This is a genomic window from Escherichia sp. S10b (assembly GCF_028421345.1).
Classification (GTDB): domain Bacteria; phylum Pseudomonadota; class Gammaproteobacteria; order Enterobacterales; family Enterobacteriaceae; genus ECMA0423.
This window is the reverse complement of the sequence record NZ_JAHZSO010000162.1, coordinates 88,909-112,798: the sequence shown is the minus strand read 5'-3', so window position 1 is coordinate 112,798 and position 23,890 is coordinate 88,909. Positions and strand designations below refer to the sequence as shown.

At 52.8% G+C, this 23,890-nt stretch carries 20 protein-coding genes; 14 read left to right on the top strand and 6 right to left on the bottom strand.

Annotated elements, in window-relative coordinates; genetic code table 11:
* The first annotated feature begins 61 nt into the window (after window positions 1–61).
* The 7 genes from fkpB to caiF all read left to right on the top strand — a co-directional run bounded on the left by fkpB (window position 62) and on the right by caiF (window position 8,930).
* Window positions 62–511, top strand: a complete 450-nt coding sequence (gene fkpB, locus FTE26_RS12430) for an FKBP-type peptidyl-prolyl cis-trans isomerase (protein WP_000004655.1) — start codon at window positions 62–64, stop codon at window positions 509–511.
* Between the two features lies 1 nt (window position 512).
* A complete protein-coding gene (ispH, locus tag FTE26_RS12425; RefSeq protein WP_001166405.1) occupies window positions 513–1,463 on the top strand; it encodes a 4-hydroxy-3-methylbut-2-enyl diphosphate reductase in 951 nt (316 codons plus the stop codon).
* Between the two features lie 65 nt (window positions 1,464–1,528).
* Entirely contained in the window at window positions 1,529–2,443 is a 915-nt protein-coding gene (gene rihC / locus FTE26_RS12420) for a ribonucleoside hydrolase RihC (RefSeq protein ID WP_001239133.1), read from the top strand.
* A 166-nt stretch (window positions 2,444–2,609) separates the two neighbouring features.
* Window positions 2,610–3,431, top strand: a complete 822-nt coding sequence (dapB, locus tag FTE26_RS12415; protein WP_000543605.1) for a 4-hydroxy-tetrahydrodipicolinate reductase — start codon at window positions 2,610–2,612, stop codon at window positions 3,429–3,431.
* Between the two features lie 455 nt (window positions 3,432–3,886).
* A complete protein-coding gene (gene carA, locus FTE26_RS12410) occupies window positions 3,887–5,035 on the top strand; it encodes a glutamine-hydrolyzing carbamoyl-phosphate synthase small subunit (protein WP_000597260.1) in 1,149 nt (382 codons plus the stop codon).
* Window positions 5,036–5,052: 17 nt separating this feature from the next.
* The gene (gene carB, locus FTE26_RS12405) at window positions 5,053–8,274 is read left to right on the top strand and encodes a carbamoyl-phosphate synthase large subunit (protein WP_001126376.1); all 3,222 of its coding nucleotides are present in this window, start codon (window positions 5,053–5,055) and stop codon (window positions 8,272–8,274) included.
* Between the two features lie 260 nt (window positions 8,275–8,534).
* Window positions 8,535–8,930 carry a carnitine metabolism transcriptional regulator CaiF gene (caiF, locus tag FTE26_RS12400; RefSeq protein WP_000333120.1) on the top strand — a complete coding sequence of 132 codons (396 nt, stop codon included), beginning with the start codon at window positions 8,535–8,537 and terminating at the stop codon, window positions 8,928–8,930.
* A gap of 85 nt (window positions 8,931–9,015) precedes the next feature.
* Here the strand turns inward: caiF and caiE are convergent, their stop codons facing one another.
* The 6 genes from caiE to caiT all read right to left on the bottom strand — a co-directional run bounded on the left by caiE (window position 9,016) and on the right by caiT (window position 16,166).
* Entirely contained in the window at window positions 9,016–9,606 is a 591-nt protein-coding gene (gene caiE / locus FTE26_RS12395) for a carnitine operon protein CaiE (RefSeq protein ID WP_000122876.1), read from the bottom strand.
* A gap of 5 nt (window positions 9,607–9,611) precedes the next feature.
* On the bottom strand, window positions 9,612–10,397 hold the full coding sequence (gene caiD, locus FTE26_RS12390; RefSeq protein ID WP_000004397.1) for a crotonobetainyl-CoA hydratase: 786 nt from the start codon (window positions 10,395–10,397) through the stop codon (window positions 9,612–9,614).
* 108 nt (window positions 10,398–10,505) lie between these two features.
* Window positions 10,506–12,059, bottom strand: coding sequence for a crotonobetaine/carnitine-CoA ligase (caiC, locus tag FTE26_RS12385; RefSeq protein ID WP_001297614.1), 1,554 nt, complete (start codon window positions 12,057–12,059; stop codon window positions 10,506–10,508).
* 73 nt (window positions 12,060–12,132) lie between these two features.
* A complete protein-coding gene (caiB, locus tag FTE26_RS12380) occupies window positions 12,133–13,350 on the bottom strand; it encodes an L-carnitine CoA-transferase (protein ID WP_000349938.1) in 1,218 nt (405 codons plus the stop codon).
* 128 nt (window positions 13,351–13,478) lie between these two features.
* A complete protein-coding gene (caiA, locus tag FTE26_RS12375; RefSeq protein WP_000347117.1) occupies window positions 13,479–14,621 on the bottom strand; it encodes a crotonobetainyl-CoA dehydrogenase in 1,143 nt (380 codons plus the stop codon).
* 30 nt (window positions 14,622–14,651) lie between these two features.
* Window positions 14,652–16,166, bottom strand: coding sequence for an L-carnitine/gamma-butyrobetaine antiporter (gene caiT / locus FTE26_RS12370; protein ID WP_000787103.1), 1,515 nt, complete (start codon window positions 16,164–16,166; stop codon window positions 14,652–14,654).
* 473 nt (window positions 16,167–16,639) lie between these two features.
* Between caiT and FTE26_RS12365 the strand changes: the two genes are divergently transcribed.
* From FTE26_RS12365 to kefC, 7 genes are all read left to right on the top strand, one after another.
* Window positions 16,640–17,410: an electron transfer flavoprotein FixA gene (locus tag FTE26_RS12365; RefSeq protein ID WP_000692204.1), complete on the top strand. Its 771-nt coding sequence runs from the start codon at window positions 16,640–16,642 to the stop codon at window positions 17,408–17,410.
* 14 nt (window positions 17,411–17,424) lie between these two features.
* The gene (locus FTE26_RS12360; RefSeq protein WP_001091528.1) at window positions 17,425–18,366 is read left to right on the top strand and encodes an electron transfer flavoprotein subunit alpha/FixB family protein; all 942 of its coding nucleotides are present in this window, start codon (window positions 17,425–17,427) and stop codon (window positions 18,364–18,366) included.
* 50 nt (window positions 18,367–18,416) lie between these two features.
* A complete protein-coding gene (locus tag FTE26_RS12355; protein ID WP_001287704.1) occupies window positions 18,417–19,703 on the top strand; it encodes an FAD-dependent oxidoreductase in 1,287 nt (428 codons plus the stop codon).
* Window positions 19,700–19,987 carry a ferredoxin-like protein FixX gene (gene fixX, locus FTE26_RS12350; RefSeq protein ID WP_000203741.1) on the top strand — a complete coding sequence of 96 codons (288 nt, stop codon included), beginning with the start codon at window positions 19,700–19,702 and terminating at the stop codon, window positions 19,985–19,987. Before FTE26_RS12355 ends, fixX begins: the two co-directional genes overlap by 4 nt.
* Window positions 19,988–20,045: 58 nt before the next feature.
* Window positions 20,046–21,377 carry an MFS transporter gene (locus FTE26_RS12345; RefSeq protein ID WP_001183198.1) on the top strand — a complete coding sequence of 444 codons (1,332 nt, stop codon included), beginning with the start codon at window positions 20,046–20,048 and terminating at the stop codon, window positions 21,375–21,377.
* Between the two features lie 107 nt (window positions 21,378–21,484).
* Entirely contained in the window at window positions 21,485–22,015 is a 531-nt protein-coding gene (kefF, locus tag FTE26_RS12340) for a glutathione-regulated potassium-efflux system oxidoreductase KefF (RefSeq protein WP_000600727.1), read from the top strand.
* Complete coding sequence (kefC, locus tag FTE26_RS12335; protein ID WP_000377190.1) at window positions 22,008–23,870, top strand: glutathione-regulated potassium-efflux system protein KefC; 1,863 nt, start codon at window positions 22,008–22,010, stop codon at window positions 23,868–23,870. The genes kefF and kefC overlap by 8 nt, the downstream gene beginning before the upstream one ends.
* The last annotated feature ends 20 nt before the right edge of the window (window positions 23,871–23,890 follow it).

The following is a 23,890-nucleotide window of genomic DNA, read 5'->3' as shown; positions in this document are numbered from 1 at the left end:
ATTGCTGCGAAATCGTAGGCCGCATCCGGCAAAAATCCTCAAAATATAAGAGCAAACCTGCATGTCTGAATCTGTACAGAGCAATAGCGCCGTCCTGGTGCACTTCACGCTAAAACTCGACGATGGCACCACCGCCGAGTCTACCCGCAACAACGGTAAACCGGCGCTGTTCCGCCTGGGTGATGCTTCTCTTTCTGAAGGGCTGGAGCAACACCTGTTGGGGCTGAAAGTGGGCGATAAAACCACCTTCTCGTTGGAGCCAGATGCGGCGTTTGGCGTGCCGTCACCGGACCTGATTCAGTACTTCTCCCGCCGTGAATTTATGGATGCAGGCGAGCCAGAAATTGGCGCAATCATGCTTTTTACCGCAATGGATGGCAGTGAGATGCCTGGCGTGATCCGCGAAATTAACGGCGACTCCATTACCGTTGATTTCAACCATCCGCTGGCCGGGCAGACCGTTCATTTTGATATTGAAGTGCTGGAAATCGATCCGGCACTGGAGGCGTAACATGCAGATCCTGTTGGCCAACCCGCGTGGTTTTTGTGCCGGGGTAGACCGCGCTATCAGCATTGTTGAAAACGCGCTGGCCATTTACGGCGCACCGATATATGTCCGTCACGAAGTGGTACATAACCGCTATGTGGTCGATAGCTTGCGTGAGCGTGGGGCTATCTTTATTGAGCAGATTAGCGAAGTACCGGACGGCGCGATCCTGATTTTCTCCGCACACGGTGTTTCTCAGGCGGTACGTAACGAAGCAAAAAGTCGCGATTTGACGGTATTTGACGCGACCTGTCCGCTGGTGACCAAAGTGCATATGGAAGTCGCCCGCGCTAGTCGCCGTGGCGAAGAATCTATTCTCATCGGTCACGCCGGGCACCCGGAAGTGGAAGGCACGATGGGTCAGTACAGCAACCCGGAAGGGGGAATGTATCTGGTTGAATCACCAGACGATGTGTGGAAACTGACGGTCAAAAACGAAGAGAAACTCTCCTTTATGACCCAGACCACGCTGTCGGTGGATGACACGTCTGATGTGATCGACGCGCTGCGTAAACGCTTCCCGAAAATTGTCGGTCCGCGCAAAGATGACATCTGCTACGCCACGACTAACCGACAGGAAGCGGTACGTGCCCTGGCCGAACAGGCGGAAGTTGTGCTGGTGGTCGGTTCGAAAAACTCCTCTAACTCCAACCGTCTGGCGGAGCTGGCCCAGCGTATGGGCAAAAGCGCGTTTTTGATTGATGATGCGAAAGATATCCAGGAAGAGTGGGTGAAAGAGGTTAAATGCGTCGGCGTGACTGCGGGCGCATCGGCTCCGGATATTCTGGTGCAGAATGTGGTGGCACGTTTGCAACAGCTGGGCGGTGGTGAAGCCATTCCGCTGGAAGGACGTGAAGAAAACATTGTTTTCGAAGTGCCGAAAGAGCTGCGTGTCGATATTCGTGAAGTCGATTAAGTCATTAGCAGCCTAAGTTATGCGAAAATGCCGGTCTTGTTACCGGCATTTTTTATGGAGAAAACATGCGTTTACCTATCTTCCTCGATACTGACCCCGGCATTGACGATGCCGTCGCCATTGCCGCCGCGATTTTTGCACCCGAACTCGACCTGCAACTGATGACCACCGTCGCGGGTAATGTCTCGGTTGAGAAAACTACCCGCAATGCCCTGCAACTGCTGCATTTCTGGAATGCGGAGATTCCGCTCGCCCAAGGGGCCGCTGTGCCGCTGGTACGCGCACCGCGTGATGCGGCATCTGTGCACGGCGAATCGGGAATGGCTGGCTACGACTTTGTTGAGCACAACCGAAAGCCGCTCGGGATACCGGCGTTTCTGGCGATTCGGGATGCCCTGATGCGTGCACCAGAGCCTGTTACCCTGGTGGCCATTGGCCCGTTAACCAATATTGCGCTGTTACTTTCACAATGCCCGGAATGCAAGCCGTATATTCGCCGTCTGGTGATCATGGGTGGTTCTGCCGGACGCGGCAACTGTACGCCAAACGCCGAGTTTAATATCGCTGCCGATCCAGAAGCGGCTGCCTGTGTCTTCCGTAGCGGAATCGAAATCGTCATGTGCGGTCTGGATGTCACCAATCAGGCAATATTAACCCCTGACTATCTCGCTACTTTGCCGGAGTTGAATCGCACCGGAAAAATGCTTCATGCACTGTTTAGCCACTACCGTAGCGGCAGTATGCAAAGCGGTCTGCGAATGCACGATCTCTGCGCCATCGCCTGGCTGGTGCGCCCGGACTTATTCACCCTCAAGCCGTGTTTTGTCGCGGTAGAAACTCAAGGCGAATTTACCTCAGGCACGACGGTGGTTGATATCGACGGTTGCCTGGGCAAACCAGCCAATGTAAAGGTGGCATTGGATCTGGATGTGAAAGGCTTCCAGCAGTGGGTGGCTGAGGTGCTGGCTCTGGCGTCGTAACCTGTCACATGTTATCGGCATGCAGTCATTCATCGACTCATGCCTTTCACTGATATCCCTCCCTGTTTATCATTAATTTCTAATTATCAGCGTTTTTGGCTGGCGGCGTAGCGATGCGCTGGTTACTCTGAAAACGGTCTATGCAAATTAACAAAAGAGAATAGCTATGCATGATGCAAACATCCGCGTTGCCATCGCGGGAGCCGGGGGGCGTATGGGCCGCCAGTTGATTCAGGCGGCGCTGGCATTAGAAGGCGTGCAGCTGGGCGCGGCGCTGGAGCGCGAAGGATCTTCTTTACTGGGCAGCGACGCCGGTGAGCTGGCTGGTGCAGGGAAAACAGGCGTTACCGTGCAAAGCAGCCTCGATGCGGTAAAAGATGATTTTGATGTGTTTATCGATTTTACCCGTCCGGAAGGTACGCTGAACCATCTCGCTTTTTGTCGCCAGCATGGCAAAGGGATGGTGATCGGCACTACGGGGTTTGACGAAGCCGGTAAACAGGCGATTCGTGACGCCGCCGCCGATATTGCGATTGTCTTTGCCGCCAATTTTAGCGTTGGCGTTAACGTCATGCTTAAGCTGCTGGAGAAAGCAGCCAAAGTGATGGGTGACTACACCGATATCGAAATTATTGAAGCACATCATAGACATAAAGTTGATGCGCCGTCAGGCACCGCACTGGCAATGGGAGAGGCGATCGCCCACGCCCTTGATAAAGATCTGAAAGATTGCGCGGTCTACAGTCGTGAAGGCCACACCGGTGAACGTGTGCCTGGCACCATTGGTTTTGCCACCGTGCGTGCAGGTGACATCGTTGGCGAACATACCGCGATGTTTGCCGATATTGGCGAGCGTCTGGAGATCACCCATAAGGCGTCCAGCCGCATGACATTTGCTAACGGCGCGGTAAGATCGGCTTTGTGGTTGAGTGGTAAGGAAAGTGGTCTTTTTGATATGCGAGATGTGCTTGATCTCAATAGTTTGTAACCACAAAATATTTGTTATGGTGCAAAAATAACACATTTAATTTATTGATTGTAAAGGGCTTTAATTTTTGGCCCTTTTATTTTTAGTGTTATGTTTTTAAATTGTCTATAAGTGCCAAAAATTACATGTTTTGTCTTCGGTTTTTGTTGTTTTAATGTAAATTTTGACCATTTGGTCCACTTTTCCCTACTCGCTTTTATTTCATGCAATCTTCTTGCTGCGCAAGCGTTTTCCAGAACAGGTTATATGATCTTTTTGCCGCTTAATGCCTGTAAAACATGCATGAGCCACAAAATAATATAAAAAATCCCGCCATTAAGTTGACTTTTAGCGCCCATATCTCCAGAATGCCGCCGTTTGCCAGAAATTCGTCGGTAAGCAGATTTGCATTGATTTACGTCATCATTGTGAATTAATATGCAAATAAAGTGAGTGAATATTCTCTGGAGGGTGTTTTGATTAAGTCAGCGCTATTGGTTCTGGAAGACGGAACCCAGTTTCACGGTCGGGCCATAGGGGCAACAGGTTCGGCGGTTGGGGAAGTCGTTTTCAATACTTCAATGACCGGTTATCAAGAAATCCTCACTGATCCTTCCTATTCTCGTCAAATCGTTACTCTTACTTATCCCCATATTGGCAATGTCGGCACTAATGACGCCGATGAAGAATCTTCTCAGGTACATGCACAAGGTCTGGTGATTCGCGACCTGCCGCTGATTGCCAGCAACTTCCGTAATACCGAAGACCTCTCTTCTTACCTGAAGCGCCATAACATCGTGGCGATTGCCGATATCGATACCCGTAAGCTGACACGTTTACTGCGCGAGAAAGGCGCACAGAATGGCTGCATTATCGCAGGCGATAACCCGGATGCGGCGTTGGCGTTAGAAAAAGCCCGCGCGTTCCCAGGTCTGAATGGCATGGATCTGGCAAAAGAAGTGACCACCGCAGAAGCCTATAGCTGGACACAAGGGAGCTGGACGTTGACCGGCGGCCTGCCAGAAGCGAAAAAAGAAGACGAGCTGCCGTTCCACGTCGTGGCTTATGATTTTGGTGCCAAGCGCAACATCCTGCGCATGTTGGTGGACAGAGGCTGTCGCCTGACCATCGTTCCGGCGCAAACTTCTGCGGAAGATGTGCTGAAAATGAATCCAGACGGCATCTTCCTCTCCAACGGTCCTGGCGACCCGGCCCCGTGCGATTACGCCATTACCGCCATCCAGAAATTCCTCGAAACCGATATTCCGGTCTTCGGCATCTGCCTCGGTCATCAGCTGCTGGCGCTGGCGAGCGGTGCGAAGACTGTCAAAATGAAATTTGGTCACCACGGCGGCAACCATCCGGTTAAAGATGTTGAGAAAAACGTGGTGATGATCACCGCCCAGAACCACGGTTTTGCGGTGGACGAAGCAACATTACCAGCAAACCTGCGTGTCACGCATAAATCCCTGTTCGACGGTACGTTACAGGGCATTCATCGCACCGATAAACCGGCGTTCAGCTTCCAGGGGCACCCTGAAGCCAGCCCTGGTCCACACGACGCCGCGCCGTTGTTCGACCACTTTATCGAGTTAATTGAGCAGTACCGTAAAACCGCTAAGTAATCAGGAGTAAAAGAGCCATGCCAAAACGTACAGATATAAAAAGTATCCTGATTCTGGGTGCGGGCCCGATTGTTATCGGTCAGGCGTGTGAGTTTGACTACTCTGGCGCGCAAGCATGTAAAGCCCTGCGCGAAGAGGGTTACCGGGTCATTCTGGTGAACTCCAACCCGGCGACCATCATGACCGACCCGGAAATGGCCGATGCGACCTACATCGAGCCGATTCACTGGGAAGTGGTACGCAAGATTATTGAAAAAGAGCGCCCGGACGCGGTGCTGCCAACGATGGGCGGTCAGACGGCGCTGAACTGCGCGCTGGAGCTGGAGCGTCAGGGCGTGTTGGAAGAGTTCGGCGTGACTATGATTGGTGCGACCGCCGATGCGATTGATAAAGCAGAAGACCGCCGTCGTTTCGACGTAGCGATGAAGAAAATTGGTCTGGAAACCGCGCGTTCCGGTATCGCACACACGATGGAAGAAGCGCTGGCGGTTGCCGCTGACGTGGGCTTCCCGTGCATTATTCGCCCATCCTTTACCATGGGCGGTAGCGGCGGCGGTATCGCTTATAACCGCGAAGAGTTTGAAGAAATTTGCGCCCGCGGTCTGGATCTCTCCCCAACCAAAGAGCTGCTGATTGATGAGTCGCTGATCGGCTGGAAAGAGTACGAGATGGAAGTGGTGCGTGATAAAAACGACAACTGCATCATCGTCTGCTCTATCGAAAACTTTGATGCGATGGGCATCCATACCGGTGACTCCATCACTGTCGCGCCAGCCCAAACGCTGACCGACAAAGAATATCAAATCATGCGTAACGCCTCGATGGCGGTGCTGCGTGAAATCGGCGTTGAAACCGGTGGTTCCAATGTCCAGTTTGCGGTGAACCCGAAAAACGGTCGCCTGATTGTTATCGAAATGAACCCACGCGTGTCCCGTTCTTCGGCGCTGGCGTCGAAAGCGACCGGTTTCCCGATTGCTAAAGTGGCGGCGAAACTGGCGGTGGGTTACACCCTCGACGAACTGATGAACGACATCACTGGCGGACGTACTCCGGCCTCCTTCGAGCCGTCCATCGACTATGTGGTTACTAAAATTCCTCGCTTCAACTTCGAAAAATTCGCTGGTGCTAACGACCGTCTGACCACTCAGATGAAATCGGTTGGCGAAGTGATGGCGATTGGTCGCACGCAGCAGGAATCCCTGCAAAAAGCGCTGCGCGGCCTGGAAGTCGGTGCGACTGGATTCGACCCGAAAGTGAGCCTCGATGACCCGGAAGCGTTAACCAAAATCCGTCGCGAACTGAAAGATGCTGGCGCAGAGCGTATCTGGTACATCGCCGATGCCTTCCGTGCGGGCCTGTCTGTGGACGGCGTGTTCAACCTGACCAATATTGACCGTTGGTTCCTGGTACAGATTGAAGAACTGGTGCGTCTGGAAGAGAAAGTAGCGGAAGTGGGCATCACTGGCCTGAACGCTGAATTCCTGCGCCAGCTGAAACGCAAAGGCTTTGCCGATGCGCGTCTGGCAAAACTGGCGGGCGTGCGCGAAGCGGAAATCCGCAAGCTGCGCGACCAGTATGACCTGCACCCGGTTTATAAGCGCGTGGATACCTGTGCGGCAGAGTTCGCCACCGACACCGCTTACATGTACTCCACTTATGAAGAAGAGTGCGAAGCGAATCCGTCTACCGACCGTGAAAAAATCATGGTTCTCGGCGGCGGCCCGAACCGTATCGGTCAGGGTATCGAATTCGACTACTGCTGTGTACACGCCTCGCTGGCGCTGCGCGAAGACGGTTACGAAACCATTATGGTTAACTGTAACCCGGAAACCGTCTCCACCGACTACGACACTTCCGATCGCCTCTACTTCGAGCCGGTAACTCTGGAAGATGTGCTAGAAATCGTGCGTATTGAGAAGCCGAAAGGCGTTATCGTTCAGTACGGCGGTCAGACCCCGCTGAAACTGGCGCGCGCGCTGGAAGCTGCTGGCGTACCGGTTATCGGCACCAGCCCGGATGCTATCGACCGTGCAGAAGACCGTGAACGCTTTCAGCATGCGGTTGAGCGTCTGAAACTGAAACAACCGGCGAACGCCACCGTTACCGCTATTGAAATGGCGGTAGAGAAGGCGAAAGAGATTGGCTACCCGCTGGTGGTACGTCCGTCTTACGTTCTCGGCGGTCGGGCGATGGAAATCGTCTATGACGAAGCTGACCTGCGTCGCTACTTCCAGACGGCGGTCAGCGTGTCTAACGATGCGCCAGTGTTGCTGGATCACTTCCTTGATGACGCGGTAGAAGTTGACGTGGATGCCATCTGCGACGGCGAAATGGTGCTTATTGGCGGCATCATGGAGCACATCGAGCAGGCGGGCGTGCACTCCGGTGACTCCGCATGTTCTCTGCCAGCCTACACCTTAAGTCAGGAAATTCAGGATGTGATGCGCCAGCAGGTGCAGAAACTGGCCTTCGAATTGCAGGTGCGCGGTCTGATGAACGTGCAGTTTGCGGTGAAAAACAACGAAGTCTACCTGATTGAAGTTAACCCGCGTGCGGCGCGTACCGTTCCGTTCGTCTCCAAAGCCACCGGCGTACCGCTGGCAAAAGTGGCGGCGCGTGTGATGGCTGGCAAATCGCTGGCTGAGCAGGGCGTAACCAAAGAAGTTATCCCGCCGTACTACTCGGTGAAAGAAGTGGTGCTGCCGTTCAATAAATTCCCGGGTGTTGACCCGCTGTTAGGGCCAGAAATGCGCTCCACCGGGGAAGTGATGGGCGTGGGCCGCACCTTCGCTGAAGCGTTTGCCAAAGCGCAGCTGGGCAGCAACTCCACCATGAAGAAACACGGTCGTGCGCTGCTTTCCGTGCGCGAAGGCGATAAAGAACGCGTGGTGGACCTGGCGGCAAAATTGCTGAAACAGGGCTTCGAGCTGGATGCGACCCACGGCACGGCGATTGTGCTGGGCGAAGCGGGCATTAATCCGCGTCTGGTGAACAAGGTGCATGAAGGCCGTCCGCACATTCAGGACCGCATCAAGAATGGCGAATATACCTACATCATCAACACCACTTCAGGCCGTCGCGCGATTGAAGACTCCCGCGTGATCCGTCGCAGTGCGCTGCAATATAAAGTGCATTATGACACCACCCTGAACGGTGGTTTCGCTACCGCGATGGCGCTGAATGCCGACGCGACCGAAAAAGTAATTTCGGTGCAGGAAATGCACGCGCAGATCAAATAATAGCGTGTCATGGCGGATATTTTTCATCCGCTAATTTGATCGAATAAGTAATACGGTTCTCTGATGAGGACCGTTTTTTTTGCCCATTAAGTAAATCTTTTGGGGAATCGATATTTTTGATGACATAAGCAGGATTTAGCTCACACTTATCGACGGTGAAGTTGCATACTATCGATATATCCACAATTTTAATATGGCCTTGTTTAATTGCTTCAAAACGAGTCATAGCCAGACTTTTAATTTGTGAAACTGGAGTTCGTATGTGTGAAGGATATGTTGAAAAACCACTCTACTTGTTAATCGCCGAATGGATGATGGCTGAAAATCGGTGGGTGATAGCAAGAGAGATCTCTATTCATTTCGATATTGAACACAGCAAGGCGGTTAATACCCTGACTTATATTCTGTCGGAAGTCGCAGAAATAAGCTGCGAAGTTAAGATGATCCCTAATAAGCTGGAAGGACGGGGATGCCAGTGCCAGCGACTGGTAAAAGTGGTCGATATCGATGAGCAAATTTACGCGCGCCTGCGCAATAACAGCCGGGATAAATTAGTCGGCGTAAGAAAGACGCCGCGTATTCCTGCCGTTCCGCTCACGGAACTTAACCGCGAGCAGAAGTGGCAGATGATGTTGTCAAAGAGTATGCGTCGTTAATTTTATCTCGTTGATACCGGGCGTCCTGCTTGCCAGATGCGATGTTGTAGCATCTTATCCAGCAACCAGGTCGCATCCGGCAAGATCACCGTTTAGGCGTCACATCCGTCGTCCCCTGCAAACGGGGGCGATTTTCCTCCATTTGCCTCAGTGGCTGTGTTTCATGTAACGATGCATGACAGCGCCCGACAAGATCCTGATACTCTTTGGTATTCAACCGTTTCCAGTGTAACTCGTCGTCACTAACACTGCGTACAGCGCGGGCTGGCGTACCCATCAACAACTGGCGTTTCTCGCCGTGAAAGCCTGCTTTGACAAAGCTCATGGCGGCAACAATGCTCTCTTCGCCAATGACCGCGCCATCCATAATCACGCTGTTCATCCCGACCAATGCATCGCGACCAATCACACAACCATGCAGGATCGCTCCGTGCCCGATATGGCCGTTTTCCCCAACGATGGTGTCAGTGTCGCAGTAGCCATGCATAATGCAGCCATCCTGAATATTGGCTCCCGCTTGCACGATCAACCGCCCGTAGTCACCACGCAGTGAGGCGAGTGGGCCGATGTAGACACCGGCTCCCACAATCACATCGCCAATCAAGACGGCACTGGGATGGACAAACGCCGTCGGGTGAACCACCGGAATTAACCCCTCAAAGGCGTAATAGCTCACGGTTGTTAACGTCCTTTCCACACCGGATCGCGCTTCTCGGCAAACGCCAGCGGCCCTTCAATGGCATCCTCCGAATGCAGAACCGACGGATAGTGTTTCAACACGCCGCTGCGAATATAGCGATACGCTTCTTCTACCGGCATTTCGCTGGTGGTGCGGAAGATCTCTTTCAGCGCCGCAATCGCCAGCGGGGCGCTGTTAACCAGCTGCTGCGCCAGTTCGCGGGCGTTATCCATCAGTTCCGCCTGGCTAACCACGCGGTTGACTATCCCCCAACGCAGCGCCTCTTCTGCGCCCATTCGTCTGCCGGTCATCACCATTTCATTGACGATGGCAGGCGGCAGGATCTTCGGTAGACGCAGCACGCCGCCGCTGTCAGGAACGATGCCCAGCTTGGCTTCCGGCAGGGCGAAGCTGGCGTTATCGGCACAAACAATAAAATCTGCCGCCAGCGCCAGTTCGAAACCGCCGCCAAAGGCATAGCCGTTCACAGCTGCGATAACCGGTTTGTCGAGATTGAAAATTTCGGTTAATCCCGCAAATCCACCCGGGCCAAAGTCAGCATCCGGTGCTTCGCCTTCTGCTGCCGCTTTTAAATCCCAGCCCGCGGAAAAGAACTTCTCTCCGGCACCGGTAATAATGGCGACACGTAATTGCGGATCGTCACGGAAATTTAGAAATACTTCGCCCATTTCAAAGCTGGTTTTTGCATCAATAGCATTCGCTTTTGGACGATCAAGGGTAATTTCCAGAATTGATCCATTGCGGGTCAGATGTAATGATTCACTCATTCCTTTTCTCCATTTTTGCTTTTTCAGGGACGACAACATCCCTGCAAAAAATGCATATTGTTTTATAGCGTGATTATTAGCTGGCAGGGTAGTTCCCTGCTGTTTCATTTATTTCAGATTCTTTCTAATTATTTTCCCCGAGCAATTACGTGGCAGATCTTTTCTGATCTCCAGATAAGAGGGCACTTTAAATTTCGCCATATTTTGTTCGCAGAAGCGGAAAAATTCCTCTTCGCTCAATGTTTCACCTTCATTCAGCACCACAAATGCTTTGATGGCTTCATCGCGAATCGAATCTTTAATACCCACAACCACGATATCCTGAATTTTTGGATGGGTGGCGATGATATTTTCCAGCTCCACGCAGGAGACATTCTCGCCACCGCGTTTGATCATATTGCAGCGGCGATCGACGAAATAAAAAAAGCCCTCTTCGTCGCAGTATCCGGTATCGCCGGTATGTAGCCAGCCGTCGGCTTCCAGCACTTTCGCAGTGGCTTTCGGGTTGAGAAAATACTCTTTGAAGATGGTTTTCCCTGGTACGCCTTTAATACAGATTTCACCGATCTCACCTGCCGGGAGCGGGCGATTGTGATCGTCGCGGATCTCCGCTTCGTAGCAAAACCCCGCCCGACCAATCGACGGCCAGCGTCGTTTATCGCCAGGGCGATCGCCGATAATGCCCACAATGGTTTCCGTCATCCCATAAGACGTCAGCAAGCGAACGCCGAAGCGTTCACAAAACGCATCTTTTTCCTGCTCCGACAAGTTGAGATAAAACATCACTTCCCGCAGGCGGTGTTGCCGATCGTTCGCTGAAGGCGGCTGCACCATCAACGTACGGATCATCATCGGAATACATTCGGTAATGGTGGCGCGGTACTTCTGCACCTGTCCCCAGAAGGCGCGGGCGCTGTATTTCTCGACCAGCACAAAGGTGGCCCCGGCAGAAAACGCCGCCATCGCCGCAGTACACTGGCAATCGATATGAAACGCAGGCATTACCGTCAGGTAGACGTCATCGTCACGCAGTGCACACTGCCAGGCGGAGTAATATCCAGCGAAGCGCAGGTTGTAATGGGTAATCACCACACCTTTCGGTCGGGAGGTGGTGCCGGAGGTGAAGAGAATTTCCGCCGTATCGTCAGTCGATAGCGGCGGTGCATAGCACAAGGTGGCAGGTTGTTGATTTTTCAGTTGAGTAAACGAACTCACGCCATCATCAGCGGGAAGTGCCACATCTGTCAGGCAAATGTGCCGCAATTGAGTGGCATCTTCCTGCTGAATCTGTTGATACATAGGATAGAATTGCGCACTGGTCACCAGCAGGCACGCCTGGCTATTTTGCAGGATCCACGCGCTTTCCTCGCGTAACAGGCGGGCGTTAATCGGCACCATAATCGCGCCAATTTTTGCCAGCCCGAACCAGCAAAAGATAAATTCCGGGCAGTTGTCGAGATGTAGTGCAACCTTGTCGCCTTTGCGAATCCCCAGCGTATAAAACAGGTTTGCCGTGCGGTTAATCTCCTGATTTAACTCAAGATAACTATACCGGTTAACGACTCCGCCGCTGGATTCACAAATCAGCGCCGTTTTATGACCGTAAACGTCCGCAAGATCGTCCCACATTTGACGTAGATGTTGTCCGCCAATGATATCCATTGCACCTCTATCCATTTTTGTTCGTTTGTTATTGGGCGGGCGCTAGTCAGGCAAGCCGACTGACGCCACGCGTTTAGTCCTCAACTTTGGCCAGACCTTTGCTGACCAACTCCTGAATGTCGTTTTCGCTGTAGCCGATATTTTTCAAAATGGCAGCCGTGTCCATGCCATGTGAGGGCATTCCGCGCCAGATTTGTCCGGGGTTATTTTTGAATTTCGGCATGATGTTCGGCCCTTTGCAGGTGCGACCATCCATCGTTTGCCACTGAGTGATTGATTCACGGGCAACATACTGTGGATTGCTTTCCAGTTCCGGTACGGTCAGTACTTTGGCACAGGCGATATTCAGTTCGGCAAAGCGTTCTTTAACTTCTGCGATGGTATGTGCCGCCAGCCAGGCATCGAGTTTTTCTTCTACCAGTGGGCCGTAAGGGCATTCGATACGGTGGATAAGCTGAGTGCCTTCCGGGATTTCCGGCGTACTGAGTAGATGTGCGAGGCCAATATCTTTAAAGCACTCTTCAATTTGGGTAATGCCCACCAGTTCCATCACGATGTAGCCGTCGGCACATTTATACAGACCGCAACCGGCGTAGTAGGGATCTTTACCTTTGCTCATGCGCGGGCACATTTCGCCGCCGTTGAAGTAATCCATCATGAAGTACTGGCCCATACGCAGCATCACTTCGTACATGGCGATGTCGATACTTTCGCCTTTACCGGTTTCACGCACTTTATGCAGTGCTGCCAGCGCCGCCGTGGTGGCGGTCAGGCCAGAAAAGTAATCGGCGGTATACGGGAAGGCAGGCATTGGCTGGTCAACATCACCGTTCTGAATCAGGTAACCACTGAAGGCCTGGGCGATGGTGTTATAGGCCGGAAGATTGGTGTACTCCTCGGTGCCGTACTGACCAAAACCGGACAGGTGAGCGATAACCAGTTTCGGGTTGTGCTGCCACAGTACTTCATCGGTAATGCCACGACGGGCAAAGGCCGGACCTTTACTGGCTTCGATGAAGATATCGGTGGTTTCCATTAATTTCAGAAACGCTTCGCGGCCTTCATCTTTGAAAATATTTAACGACAGCGCGTGCAAATTGCGGCGGGAGAGCTGCGGGTAGTTCGGTTGAACGCGAATGGTGTCGGCCCAGGCGACGTTCTCGATCCAAATAACTTCCGCCCCCCATTCTGCGAACATTTGCCCGGCAAACGGTCCGGCGATTTCGATACCGGAGAAGACAACGCGCAATCCGGCCAGCGGCCCGAATTTCGGCATGGGTAGATGATCCATTATTAGCTCCTGAAAAATTTATGTAGCGCATGACTGCCGGATGCGGCGTAAACGCTTTATCCGGCCTACATTCGTGCTCCCGTAGGCCTGATAAGACGCATTAGCGTCGCATCAGGCAGCGCACGGACTTAGCGGTATTGCTTCAGCACCGCGCGACCCAGCGTCAGGATCTGCATTTCGTCAGATCCCCCGGAGACGCGGTCTACACGCAGGTCACGCCAGAAGCGGCTGATGCGGTGGTTGCCCGCAATCCCGACACCGCCCAGCACCTGCATTGCGCTATCCACCACTTCAAATGCCGCATTGGCGCAGAAGTATTTGCACATCGCTGCATCGCCAGAGGTGATGGTGCCGTTGTCTGCTTTCCACGCTGCTTCATACAGCATGTTTTTCATGGAGTTTAATTTGATCGCCATGTGGGCGAATTTTTCCTGAATCAACTGGAAACGACCAATAGCCTCGCCAAACTGCACGCGCTGGTTGGCGTAGCGCGCCGCATCTTCAAAGGCGCACATCGCCGTACCGTAGTTGGTCAGGGCTACCAGGAAACGTTCATGGTCGAACTCTTCTTTGACGCGGTTAAAGCCGTTACCTTCCCGACCGAACATGTCTTTCTCGTCCAGTTCCACGTCGTCAAAGGTGATTTCACAGCAGCTATCCATACGCAGACCGAGCTTTTCAAGTTTGGTCACTTTGATGCCCGGTTTGCTCATATCAACAAACCATTCGGTGTAGACAGGTTTGTCCGGAGAAGCCCCGTCGCGCGCCATCACCACGATGTACGGGGTATAGGCGCTGCTGGTAATAAAACACTTACTACCATTAAGATAAATCTTACCATTTCTACGGGTATAAGTCGTTTTCAGGCTACCCACGTCGGAGCCCGCGCCCGGTTCGGTAATCGCTGAGTTCCACATCTGCTTACCGGTGCCGCGGAAAGCCATAATCTTGTCGATCTGCTCTTGTGTGCCTTCGCGCAGGAAGGTGTTGAACCCGCCCGGCAACTGGTACAGTACATAGGTTGGTGCCCCCAGACGTCCCAGCTCCATCCACACGGCGGCGAGAGTAACAAACCCCGCGTCCAGACCACCGTGCTCTTCAGGGATCAGCAGACTGTCGATACCCATATCCGCCAGTGCTTTGACAAAACGTTCCGGGTAGACGCTGTCACGGTCGCACTCGGCAAAATAGGCCTCCCAGTTTTCGCTGGCCATCAGTTCGCGGATACCGGCGACAAACAGTTCCTGCTCATCATTTAAATTAAAATCCATCTTTCAACCTCTTGATATTTTGGGGGTTAATTAATCTTTCCAGTTCTGTTTCGCGTCTTTAATAAAGGAGAGCGTCACCATAATGTTGACGAAGAACAGCGGGCATCCTCCGGCGATAATGGCAGTTTGAATCGGTTTCAGGCCGCCGAGCGCCAGCAAAACAATACCGATAATGCCAACCAGAATTGACCAACCGATACGCACCAGCAGCGGTGGTTCTTCACCATCGCGTACTTCGCGGCAAGTGGACATCGCCAGGGTATAAGAGCAGGCGTTAACCAGCGTAACGGTGGCAATAAAGCAGAGGATGAAGAAGCCCCACATGGTGGCGGTGCTGAGTGGCAGAGCAGCCCAGGTTTCGATAATGGCGCGCGCCACACCGTACTGTTCGATCAGATTTGGAATGTTGATAATGTTTTTATCTATCAACAGCAGAGTGTTACTACCGAGTACAGTCCACAGGATCCAGGTTGACGCTGTCAGCCCCAGCACCATGCCGAAGCACAGTTCACGCACAGTACGACCACGGGAGATGCGGGCGAGGAAGATACTCATCTGGATAGCATAAATCACCCACCATGCCCAGTAGAACACGGTCCAGCCCTGCGGGAAGCCGCCTTTAGCGATGGGATCGGTATAGAACAACATGCGCGGCAGATACATCAGCAACATCCCCACCGAATCGGTGAAGTAGTTCATGATGAAGCTGGCACCGCTGACAATGAACACCCAACCCAGCATCAGGAAGCTCAGGTAACTACGCACGTCACTGGCGATACGTACCCCTTTTTGCAGACCGCAAGCGACGCAAATGGCGTTGAGGATAATCCAGCAGGTAATGATGATAGCGTCCAGTTGCAGGGTATGCGGAATGCCAAACAACCATTGCATACACTCGGTCACCAGCGGCGTGGCAAGGCCCAGACTGGTACCCATCGCGAAGATCAAGGCGACGAGATAGAAGTTGTCGACGATAGTGCCGAACAACCCTTTGGCGTGTTTTTCACCTACCAGCGGCACCAGTGTCGAGCTGGGGCGAATCACTTCCATTTTGCGGACAAAGAAGAAGTAAGCGAAGGCGACTGAAAGGAAGCTGTAAGTGGCCCACGGCAGAGGTCCCCAGTGGAACAAGCTGTAAGCCAGCCCCAACTCTTTCGCCCCTGTCGAGTTCGGTTCTAAGCCAAACGGCGGGGTGGAGATGTAGTAGTAGATCTCAATCGATCCCCAGAACAGTACGGCAGCAGACGTACAGGAGGCGAACATCATAAAGATCCAACTGGCGGTACTAAATTCAGGTGGTTCGTTACCTAAACGCTTTTTGGCATACGGGCCAAACACCAGCCAGAACCAACCGAAAAGCATCACCACCATATACCATTCAAATGCCCATCCCCATACATTGGTGACGTAACTGAATACAGCATTAATAACGACATTCGCTGCATCCAGATCTCTGACTGTAAGCCAACAAAGTATGCCGACGATTATTAACGGCGGAAAGAAAACCTTCGGTTCTATTCCCGTTTTTCTCTTTTCATTCTTCATGAGTTAATTCCACTGTGAAAACGAATATTTATTTTGCGTTCCCGTTTGTTTTATTTTTGTTAACATTTAATATAATTATTATTAACCTCGTGGACGCGTTAATGGCTAACTCATAATGGGTATTCAATAAGCTGCATTCTGTGATTGTTATCACATTTTTGTTTCGGGTGAATAGAGGGCGCTTTTCTCGTTAATTTTGATTATTAATCAGTTTGTTATGTTGTGTTGTGAGTAAAAAAATAGCATCTGACTTTCAATATTGGTGATCCATAAAGCAATATTGAAAATTTCTTTTTGCTACGCCATGTTTTCAATATTGGTGAGGAACTTAACAATATTGAAAGTTGGATTTATCTGCGTGTGACATTTTCAATATTGGTGATTAAAGTTTTATTTCCAAATTAAAGGGCGTGATATCTGTAATTAACACCACCGATATGAACGACGTTTCCTTCATGATTTCTGGAGATGCAATGAAGATTATTACTTGCTATAAGTGCGTGCCTGATGAACAGGATATTGCGGTCAATAATGCTGATGGTTCATTAGACTTCAGCAAAGCCGATGCCAAAATAAGCCAATACGATCTGAACGCTATTGAAGCGGCTTGCCAGCTAAAGCAACAGGCAGCAGAGGCGCAGGTGACGGCCTTAAGTGTGGGCGGTAAAGCCCTGACCAACGCCAAAGGGCGTAAAGATGTGCTATCGCGCGGCCCGGATGAACTGATTGTGGTGATTGATGACCAGTTCGAGCAGGCACTGCCGCAACAAACGGCGAGCGCACTGGCTGCAGCCGCCCAGAAAGCAGGCTTTGATTTGATCCTCTGTGGCGATGGTTCTTCCGACCTTTATGCCCAGCAGGTTGGTCTGCTGGTGGGCGAAATCCTCAATATTCCGGCAGTTAACGGCGTCAGCAAAATTATCTCCCTGACTGCAGATACCCTCACCGTTGAGCGCGAACTGGAAGATGAAACCGAAACCTTAAGCATTCCGCTGCCTGCGGTTGTTGCTGTTTCCACTGATATCAACTCCCCACAAATTCCTTCGATGAAAGCCATTCTCGGCGCGGCGAAAAAGCCCGTCCAGGTATGGTCGGCGGCGGATATTGGTTTTAACGCAGAGGCAGCCTGGTCAGAACAACAGGTTGCCGCGCCGAAACAGCGCGAACGTCAGCGCATCGTGATTGAAGGCGACGGCGAAGAACAGATCGCCGCATTTGCTGAAAATCTTCGCAAAGTCATTTAATTACAGGGGATGCTATGAACACGTTTTCTCAAGTCTGGGTATTCAGCGATACCCCTTCTCGTCTGCCGGAACTGATGAACGGTGCGCAGGCTTTAGCTAATCAAATCAACACCTTTGTCCTCAATGATGCCGACGGCGTACAGGCAATCCAGCTCGGCGCTAATCATGTCTGGAAATTAAACGGCAAACCGGACGATCGGATGATCGAAGATTACGCCGGTGTCATGGCTGACACTATTCGCCAGCACGGCGCAGACGGCCTGGTGCTGCTGCCAAACACCCGTCGCGGCAAATTACTGGCGGCAAAACTGGGTTATCGCCTTAAAGCGGCGGTGTCTAACGATGCCAGCACCGTCAGCGTACAGGACGGTAAAGCGACAGTGAAACACATGGTTTACGGTGGTCTGGCGATTGGCGAAGAACGCATTGCCACGCCGTATGCGGTACTGACCATCAGCAGCGGCACGTTCGATGCGGCTCAGCCAGACGCGTCACGCACTGGCGAAACGCACACCGTGGAGTGGCAGGCTCCGGCTGTGGCGATTACCCGCACGGCAACCCAGGCGCGCCAGAGCAACAGCGTCGATCTCGACAAAGCCCGTCTGGTGGTCAGCGTCGGTCGCGGTATTGGCAGCAAAGAGAACATTGCGCTGGCAGAACAGCTTTGCAAGGCGATAGGTGCGGAGTTGGCCTGTTCTCGTCCGGTGGCGGAAAACGAAAAATGGATGGAGCACGAACGCTATGTCGGTATCTCCAACCTGATGCTGAAACCTGAACTGTACCTGGCGGTGGGGATCTCCGGGCAGATTCAGCACATGGTTGGTGCTAATGCATCGCAAACCATTTTCGCCATCAATAAAGATAAAAATGCGCCGATCTTCCAGTACGCGGATTACGGCATTGTTGGTGACGCCGTGAAGATCCTTCCGGCGCTGACCGCAGCTTTAGCGCGTTGATCCACTCTGGCAGGGCTGCATTTTGGCCCTGCCGCTGACAGGGAGCTCTTATGTCCGAAGATATCTTTGACGCCATCATCGTCGGTGCTGGGCTTGCCGGTTCGGTTGCCGCACTGGTGCTCGCCCGCGAAGGGGCGCAAGTGTTAGTTATCGAGCGTGGCAATTCCGCAGGTGCCAAGAACGTCACCGGCGGGCGTCTCTATGCCCACAGCCTGGAACACATTATTCCTGGTTTCGCCGACTCCGCCCCCGTAGAACGCCTGATCACCCATGAAAAACTCGCGTTTATGACGGAAAAGTCAGCGATGACTATGGACTACTGCAATGGTGACGAAACCTCGCCATCCCTGCGTTCTTACTCCGTTTTGCGCAGTAAATTTGATGCCTGGCTGATGGAGCAGGCCGAAGAAGCGGGCGCGCAGTTAATTACCGGGATCCGCGTCGATAACCTCGTACAGCGCGATGGCAAAGTCGTCGGTGTAGAAGCCGATGGCGATGTGATTGAAGCGAAAACGGTGATCCTTGCTGATGGAGTGAACTCCATCCTTGCCGAAAAGCTGGGGATGGCAAAACGCGTTAAACCGACGGATGTGGCGGTTGGCGTGAAGGAACTGATCGAGTTACCGAAGTCGGTAATCGAAGACCGTTTTCAGTTGCAGGGTAATCAGGGCGCGGCTTGTCTGTTTGCGGGATCACCCACCGATGGCCTGATGGGCGGCGGCTTCCTTTATACCAATGAAAATACCCTGTCGCTGGGGCTGGTTTGTGGTCTGCATCATCTGCATGACGCAAAAAAATCGGTGCCGCAAATGCTGGAAGATTTCAAACAGCATCCGGCAGTGGCACCGCTGATCGCGGGCGGCAAGCTGGTGGAATATTCCGCTCACGTAGTGCCGGAAGCAGGCATCAACATGCTGCCGGAGTTGGTTGGTGACGGCGTATTGATTGCCGGTGATGCCGCCGGAATGTGTATGAATCTCGGTTTTACCATTCGCGGTATGGATCTGGCGATTGCCGCCGGGGAAGCCGCAGCAAAAACCGTGCTTTCAGCGATGAAAAGCGACGATTTCAGTAAGCAAAAACTGGCGGAATATCGTCAGCATCTTGAGAGTGGTCCGCTGCGCGATATGCGTATGTATCAGAAACTACCGGCGTTCCTTGATAACCCACGCATGTTTAGCGGCTACCCGGAGCTGGCGGTGGGTGTGGCGCGTGACCTGTTCACCATTGATGGCAGCGCGCCGGAACTGATGCGCAAGAAAATCCTCCGCCATGGCAAGAAAGTGGGCTTCATCAATCTAATCAAGGATGGCATGAAAGGAGTGACCGTTTTATGACTTCTCCCGTCAATGTGGACGTCAAACTGGGCGTCAATAAATTCAATGTCGATGAAGAGCATCCGCACATTGTTGTGAAGGCCGATGCTGATAAACAGGCGCTGGAGCTGCTGGTGAAAGCGTGCCCCGCAGGTCTGTACAAGAAGCAGGATGACGGCAGTGTGCGCTTCGATTACGCCGGATGTCTGGAGTGCGGCACCTGTCGCATTCTGGGGCTGGGGTCGGCGCTGGAACAGTGGGAATACCCGCGCGGCACCTTTGGTGTGGAGTTCCGTTACGGCTGATGTTGGTTTGATACGTAACGCCGTACTGACTCTCATTGCAAAAAAACAGGAATAACCCATGCAACCGTCCAGAAACTTTGACGATCTCAAATTCTCCTCAATTCACCGCCGCATTTTGCTGTGGGGAAGCGGTGGTCCGTTTCTGGATGGTTATGTACTGGTAATGATTGGCGTGGCGCTGGAGCAACTGACTCCGGCGCTAAAACTGGACGCTGACTGGATTGGCTTGTTGGGCGCGGGAACGCTCGCCGGGCTGTTCGTTGGCACATCGCTGTTTGGCTATATTTCCGATAAAGTCGGACGGCGAAAAATGTTCCTCATTGATATCATCGCCATCGGCGTGATATCGGTGGCGACGATGTTTGTTTCATCCCCCGTCGAACTGTTGGTGATGCGGGTACTTATCGGCATTGTCATCGGTGCAGATTATCCCATCGCCACCTCAATGATCACCGAGTTCTCCAGTACCCGTCAGCGGGCATTTTCCATCAGCTTTATCGCCGCCATGTGGTATGTCGGCGCGACCTGCGCCGATCTGGTCGGCTACTGGCTTTATGATGTGGAAGGCGGCTGGCGCTGGATGCTGGGTAGCGCGGCGATCCCCTGTTTGTTGATTTTGATTGGTCGATTCGAACTGCCTGAATCTCCCCGCTGGTTATTACGCAAAGGGCGAGTAAAAGAGTGCGAAGAGATGATGATAAAACTGTTTGGCGAACCGGTGGCTTTCGATGAAGAGCAGCCGCAGCAAACCCGTTTTCGCGATCTGTTTAATCGCCGCCATTTTCCTTTTGTTCTGTTTGTTGCCGCCATCTGGACCTGCCAGGTGATCCCAATGTTCGCCATTTACACCTTTGGCCCGCAAATCGTTGGTTTGTTGGGATTGGGTGTTGGCAAAAACGCGGCGCTGGGGAACGTGGTGATTAGCCTGTTCTTTATGCTCGGCTGTATTCCGCCGATGCTGTGGTTAAACACTGCCGGACGGCGTCCATTGTTGATTGGCAGCTTTGCCATGATGACGCTGGCGCTGGCGGTTTTGGGGCTGATCCCGGATATGGGGATCTGGCTGGTAGTGATGGCCTTTGCGGTGTATGCCTTTTTCTCTGGCGGGCCGGGTAATTTGCAGTGGCTCTATCCTAATGAACTCTTCCCGACAGATATCCGCGCCTCTGCCGTGGGCGTGATTATGTCCTTAAGTCGTATTGGCACCATTGTTTCGACCTGGGCACTGCCGATCTTTATCAATAATTACGGTATCAGTAACACGATGCTAATGGGGGCGGGTATCTCGCTGTTTGGCTTGTTGATTTCCGTAGCGTTTGCCCCGGAGACTCGAGGGATGTCACTGGCGCAGACCAGCAATATGACGATCCGCGGGCAGAGAATGGGGTAATTTGTTCAGATTTCTCTCTTTTCTGAATCAATATTATTGACTATAAGCCGCGTGAATATATGACTACACTTTGTGGGAAAACAAAGGCGTAATCACGCGGGCTACCTATGATTCTTATAATTTATGCGCATCCGTATCCGCATCATTCCCATGCGAATAAACGGATGCTTGAACAGGCAAGGACGCTGGAAGGCGTCGAAATTCGCTCTCTTTATCAACTCTATCCTGACTTCAATATCGATATTGCCGCCGAGCAGGAGGCGCTGTCTCGCGCCGATCTGATTGTCTGGCAGCACCCGATGCAGTGGTACAGCATTCCTCCGCTCCTCAAACTTTGGATCGATAAAGTTTTCTCCCACGGCTGGGCTTACGGTCATGGCGGCACGGCGCTGCATGGCAAACATTTGCTGTGGGCGGTGACGACCGGCGGCGGGGAAAGCCATTTTGAAATTGGTGCGCATCCGGGTTTTGATGTGCTGTCGCAGCCGCTACAGGCGACGGCAATCTACTGCGGGCTGAACTGGCTGCCACCGTTTGCCATGCACTGTACCTTTATTTGTGACGACGAAACCCTCGAAGGGCAGGCGCGTCGCTATAAGCAACGTCTGCTGGAATGGCAGGAGGCCCATCATGGATAGCCATACGCTGGTTCAGGCGCTGATCTACCTCGGTTCGGCGGCGCTGATTGTACCCATTGCGGTACGTCTTGGTCTGGGATCGGTACTTGGCTACCTGATCGCCGGCTGCATTATTGGCCCGTGGGGGCTGCGACTGGTGACCGATGCCGAATCTATTCTGCACTTTGCCGAGATTGGCGTGGTGCTGATGCTGTTTATTATCGGCCTCGAACTCGATCCACAAAGGCTGTGGAAGCTGCGTGCGGCAGTGTTCGGCGGTGGCGCATTGCAGATGGTGATTTGCGGCGGCCTGCTGGGGCTGTTCTGTATGTTACTTGGGCTGCGCTGGCAGGTCGCGGAATTGATCGGCATGACGCTGGCGCTCTCATCAACGGCGATTGCCATGCAGGCGATGAATGAACGCAATCTGATGGTGACGCAAATGGGCCGCAGTGCTTTTGCGGTGCTGCTGTTCCAGGATATCGCGGCGATCCCGCTGGTGGCGATGATCCCGCTACTGGCAGCGAGCAGTGCCTCGACGACGATGGGCGCATTTGCTCTCTCGGCGTTAAAAGTGGCGGGCGCGCTGGTGCTGGTGGTACTGCTGGGGCGCTATGTCACGCGTCCGGCGCTGCGTTTTGTTGCCCGCTCTGGCTTGCGGGAAGTGTTTAGTGCCGTGGCGTTATTCCTCGTGTTTGGCTTTGGTTTGCTGCTGGAAGAGGTCGGCTTGTCGATGGCGATGGGCGCGTTTCTGGCGGGCGTACTGCTGGCAAGCTCGGAATACCGTCATGCGCTGGAGAGTGATATCGAACCATTTAAAGGTTTGCTGCTGGGGCTGTTTTTCATCGGTGTTGGCATGTCGATAGACTTTGGCACGCTGCTTGAAAACCCATTGCGCATTGTCATTTTGCTGCTCGGTTTCCTCATCATCAAAATCGCCATGCTGTGGCTGATTGCCCGACCGTTGCAGGTGCCAAATAAACAGCGTCGCTGGTTTGCGGTGCTGTTAGGGCAGGGCAGTGAGTTTGCCTTTGTGGTATTTGGTGCGGCGCAAATGGCGAATGTGCTGGAGCCGGAGTGGGCGAAATCGCTGACTCTGGCGGTGGCGTTGTCGATGGCGGCAACGCCGATTCTGCTGGTGATCCTCAATCGCCTTGAGCAATCTTCTACTGAAGAAGCGCGTGAAGCCGATGAGATCGATGAAGAACAGCCGCGCGTGATTATCGCCGGATTCGGTCGTTTTGGGCAGATTACCGGACGTTTACTGCTCTCCAGCGGGGTGAAAATGGTGGTGCTCGATCACGATCCGGACCATATCGAAACGCTGCGTAAATTTGGTATGAAAGTGTTTTATGGCGATGCAACGCGGATGGATTTACTGGAATCTGCCGGAGCGGCGAAAGCGGAAGTGCTGATTAATGCTATTGATGATCCGCAAACCAACCTGCAACTGACGGAGATGGTGAAAGAACATTTCCCGCATTTGCAGATTATTGCCCGCGCCCGCGATGTCGACCACTACATTCGTTTGCATCAGGCAGGCGTTGAAAAGCCGGAGCGTGAAACCTTCGAAGGTGCGCTGAAAACCGGGCGTCTGGCACTGGAAAGTTTAGGTCTGGGGCCGTATGAAGCGCGAGAACGTGCCGATGTGTTCCGCCGCTTTAATATTCAGATGGTGGAAGAGATGGCAATGGTTGAGAACGACACCAAAGCCCGCGCAGCGGTCTATAAACGCACCAGCGCGATGTTAAGTGAGATCATTACCGAAGACCGCGAACATCTGTCATTAATTCAACGACATGGCTGGCAGGGAACCGAAGAAGGGAAACATACCGGCAACATGGCGGATGAACCGGAAACGAAACCCTCATCCTAATAAAGAGTGACGTAAATCAC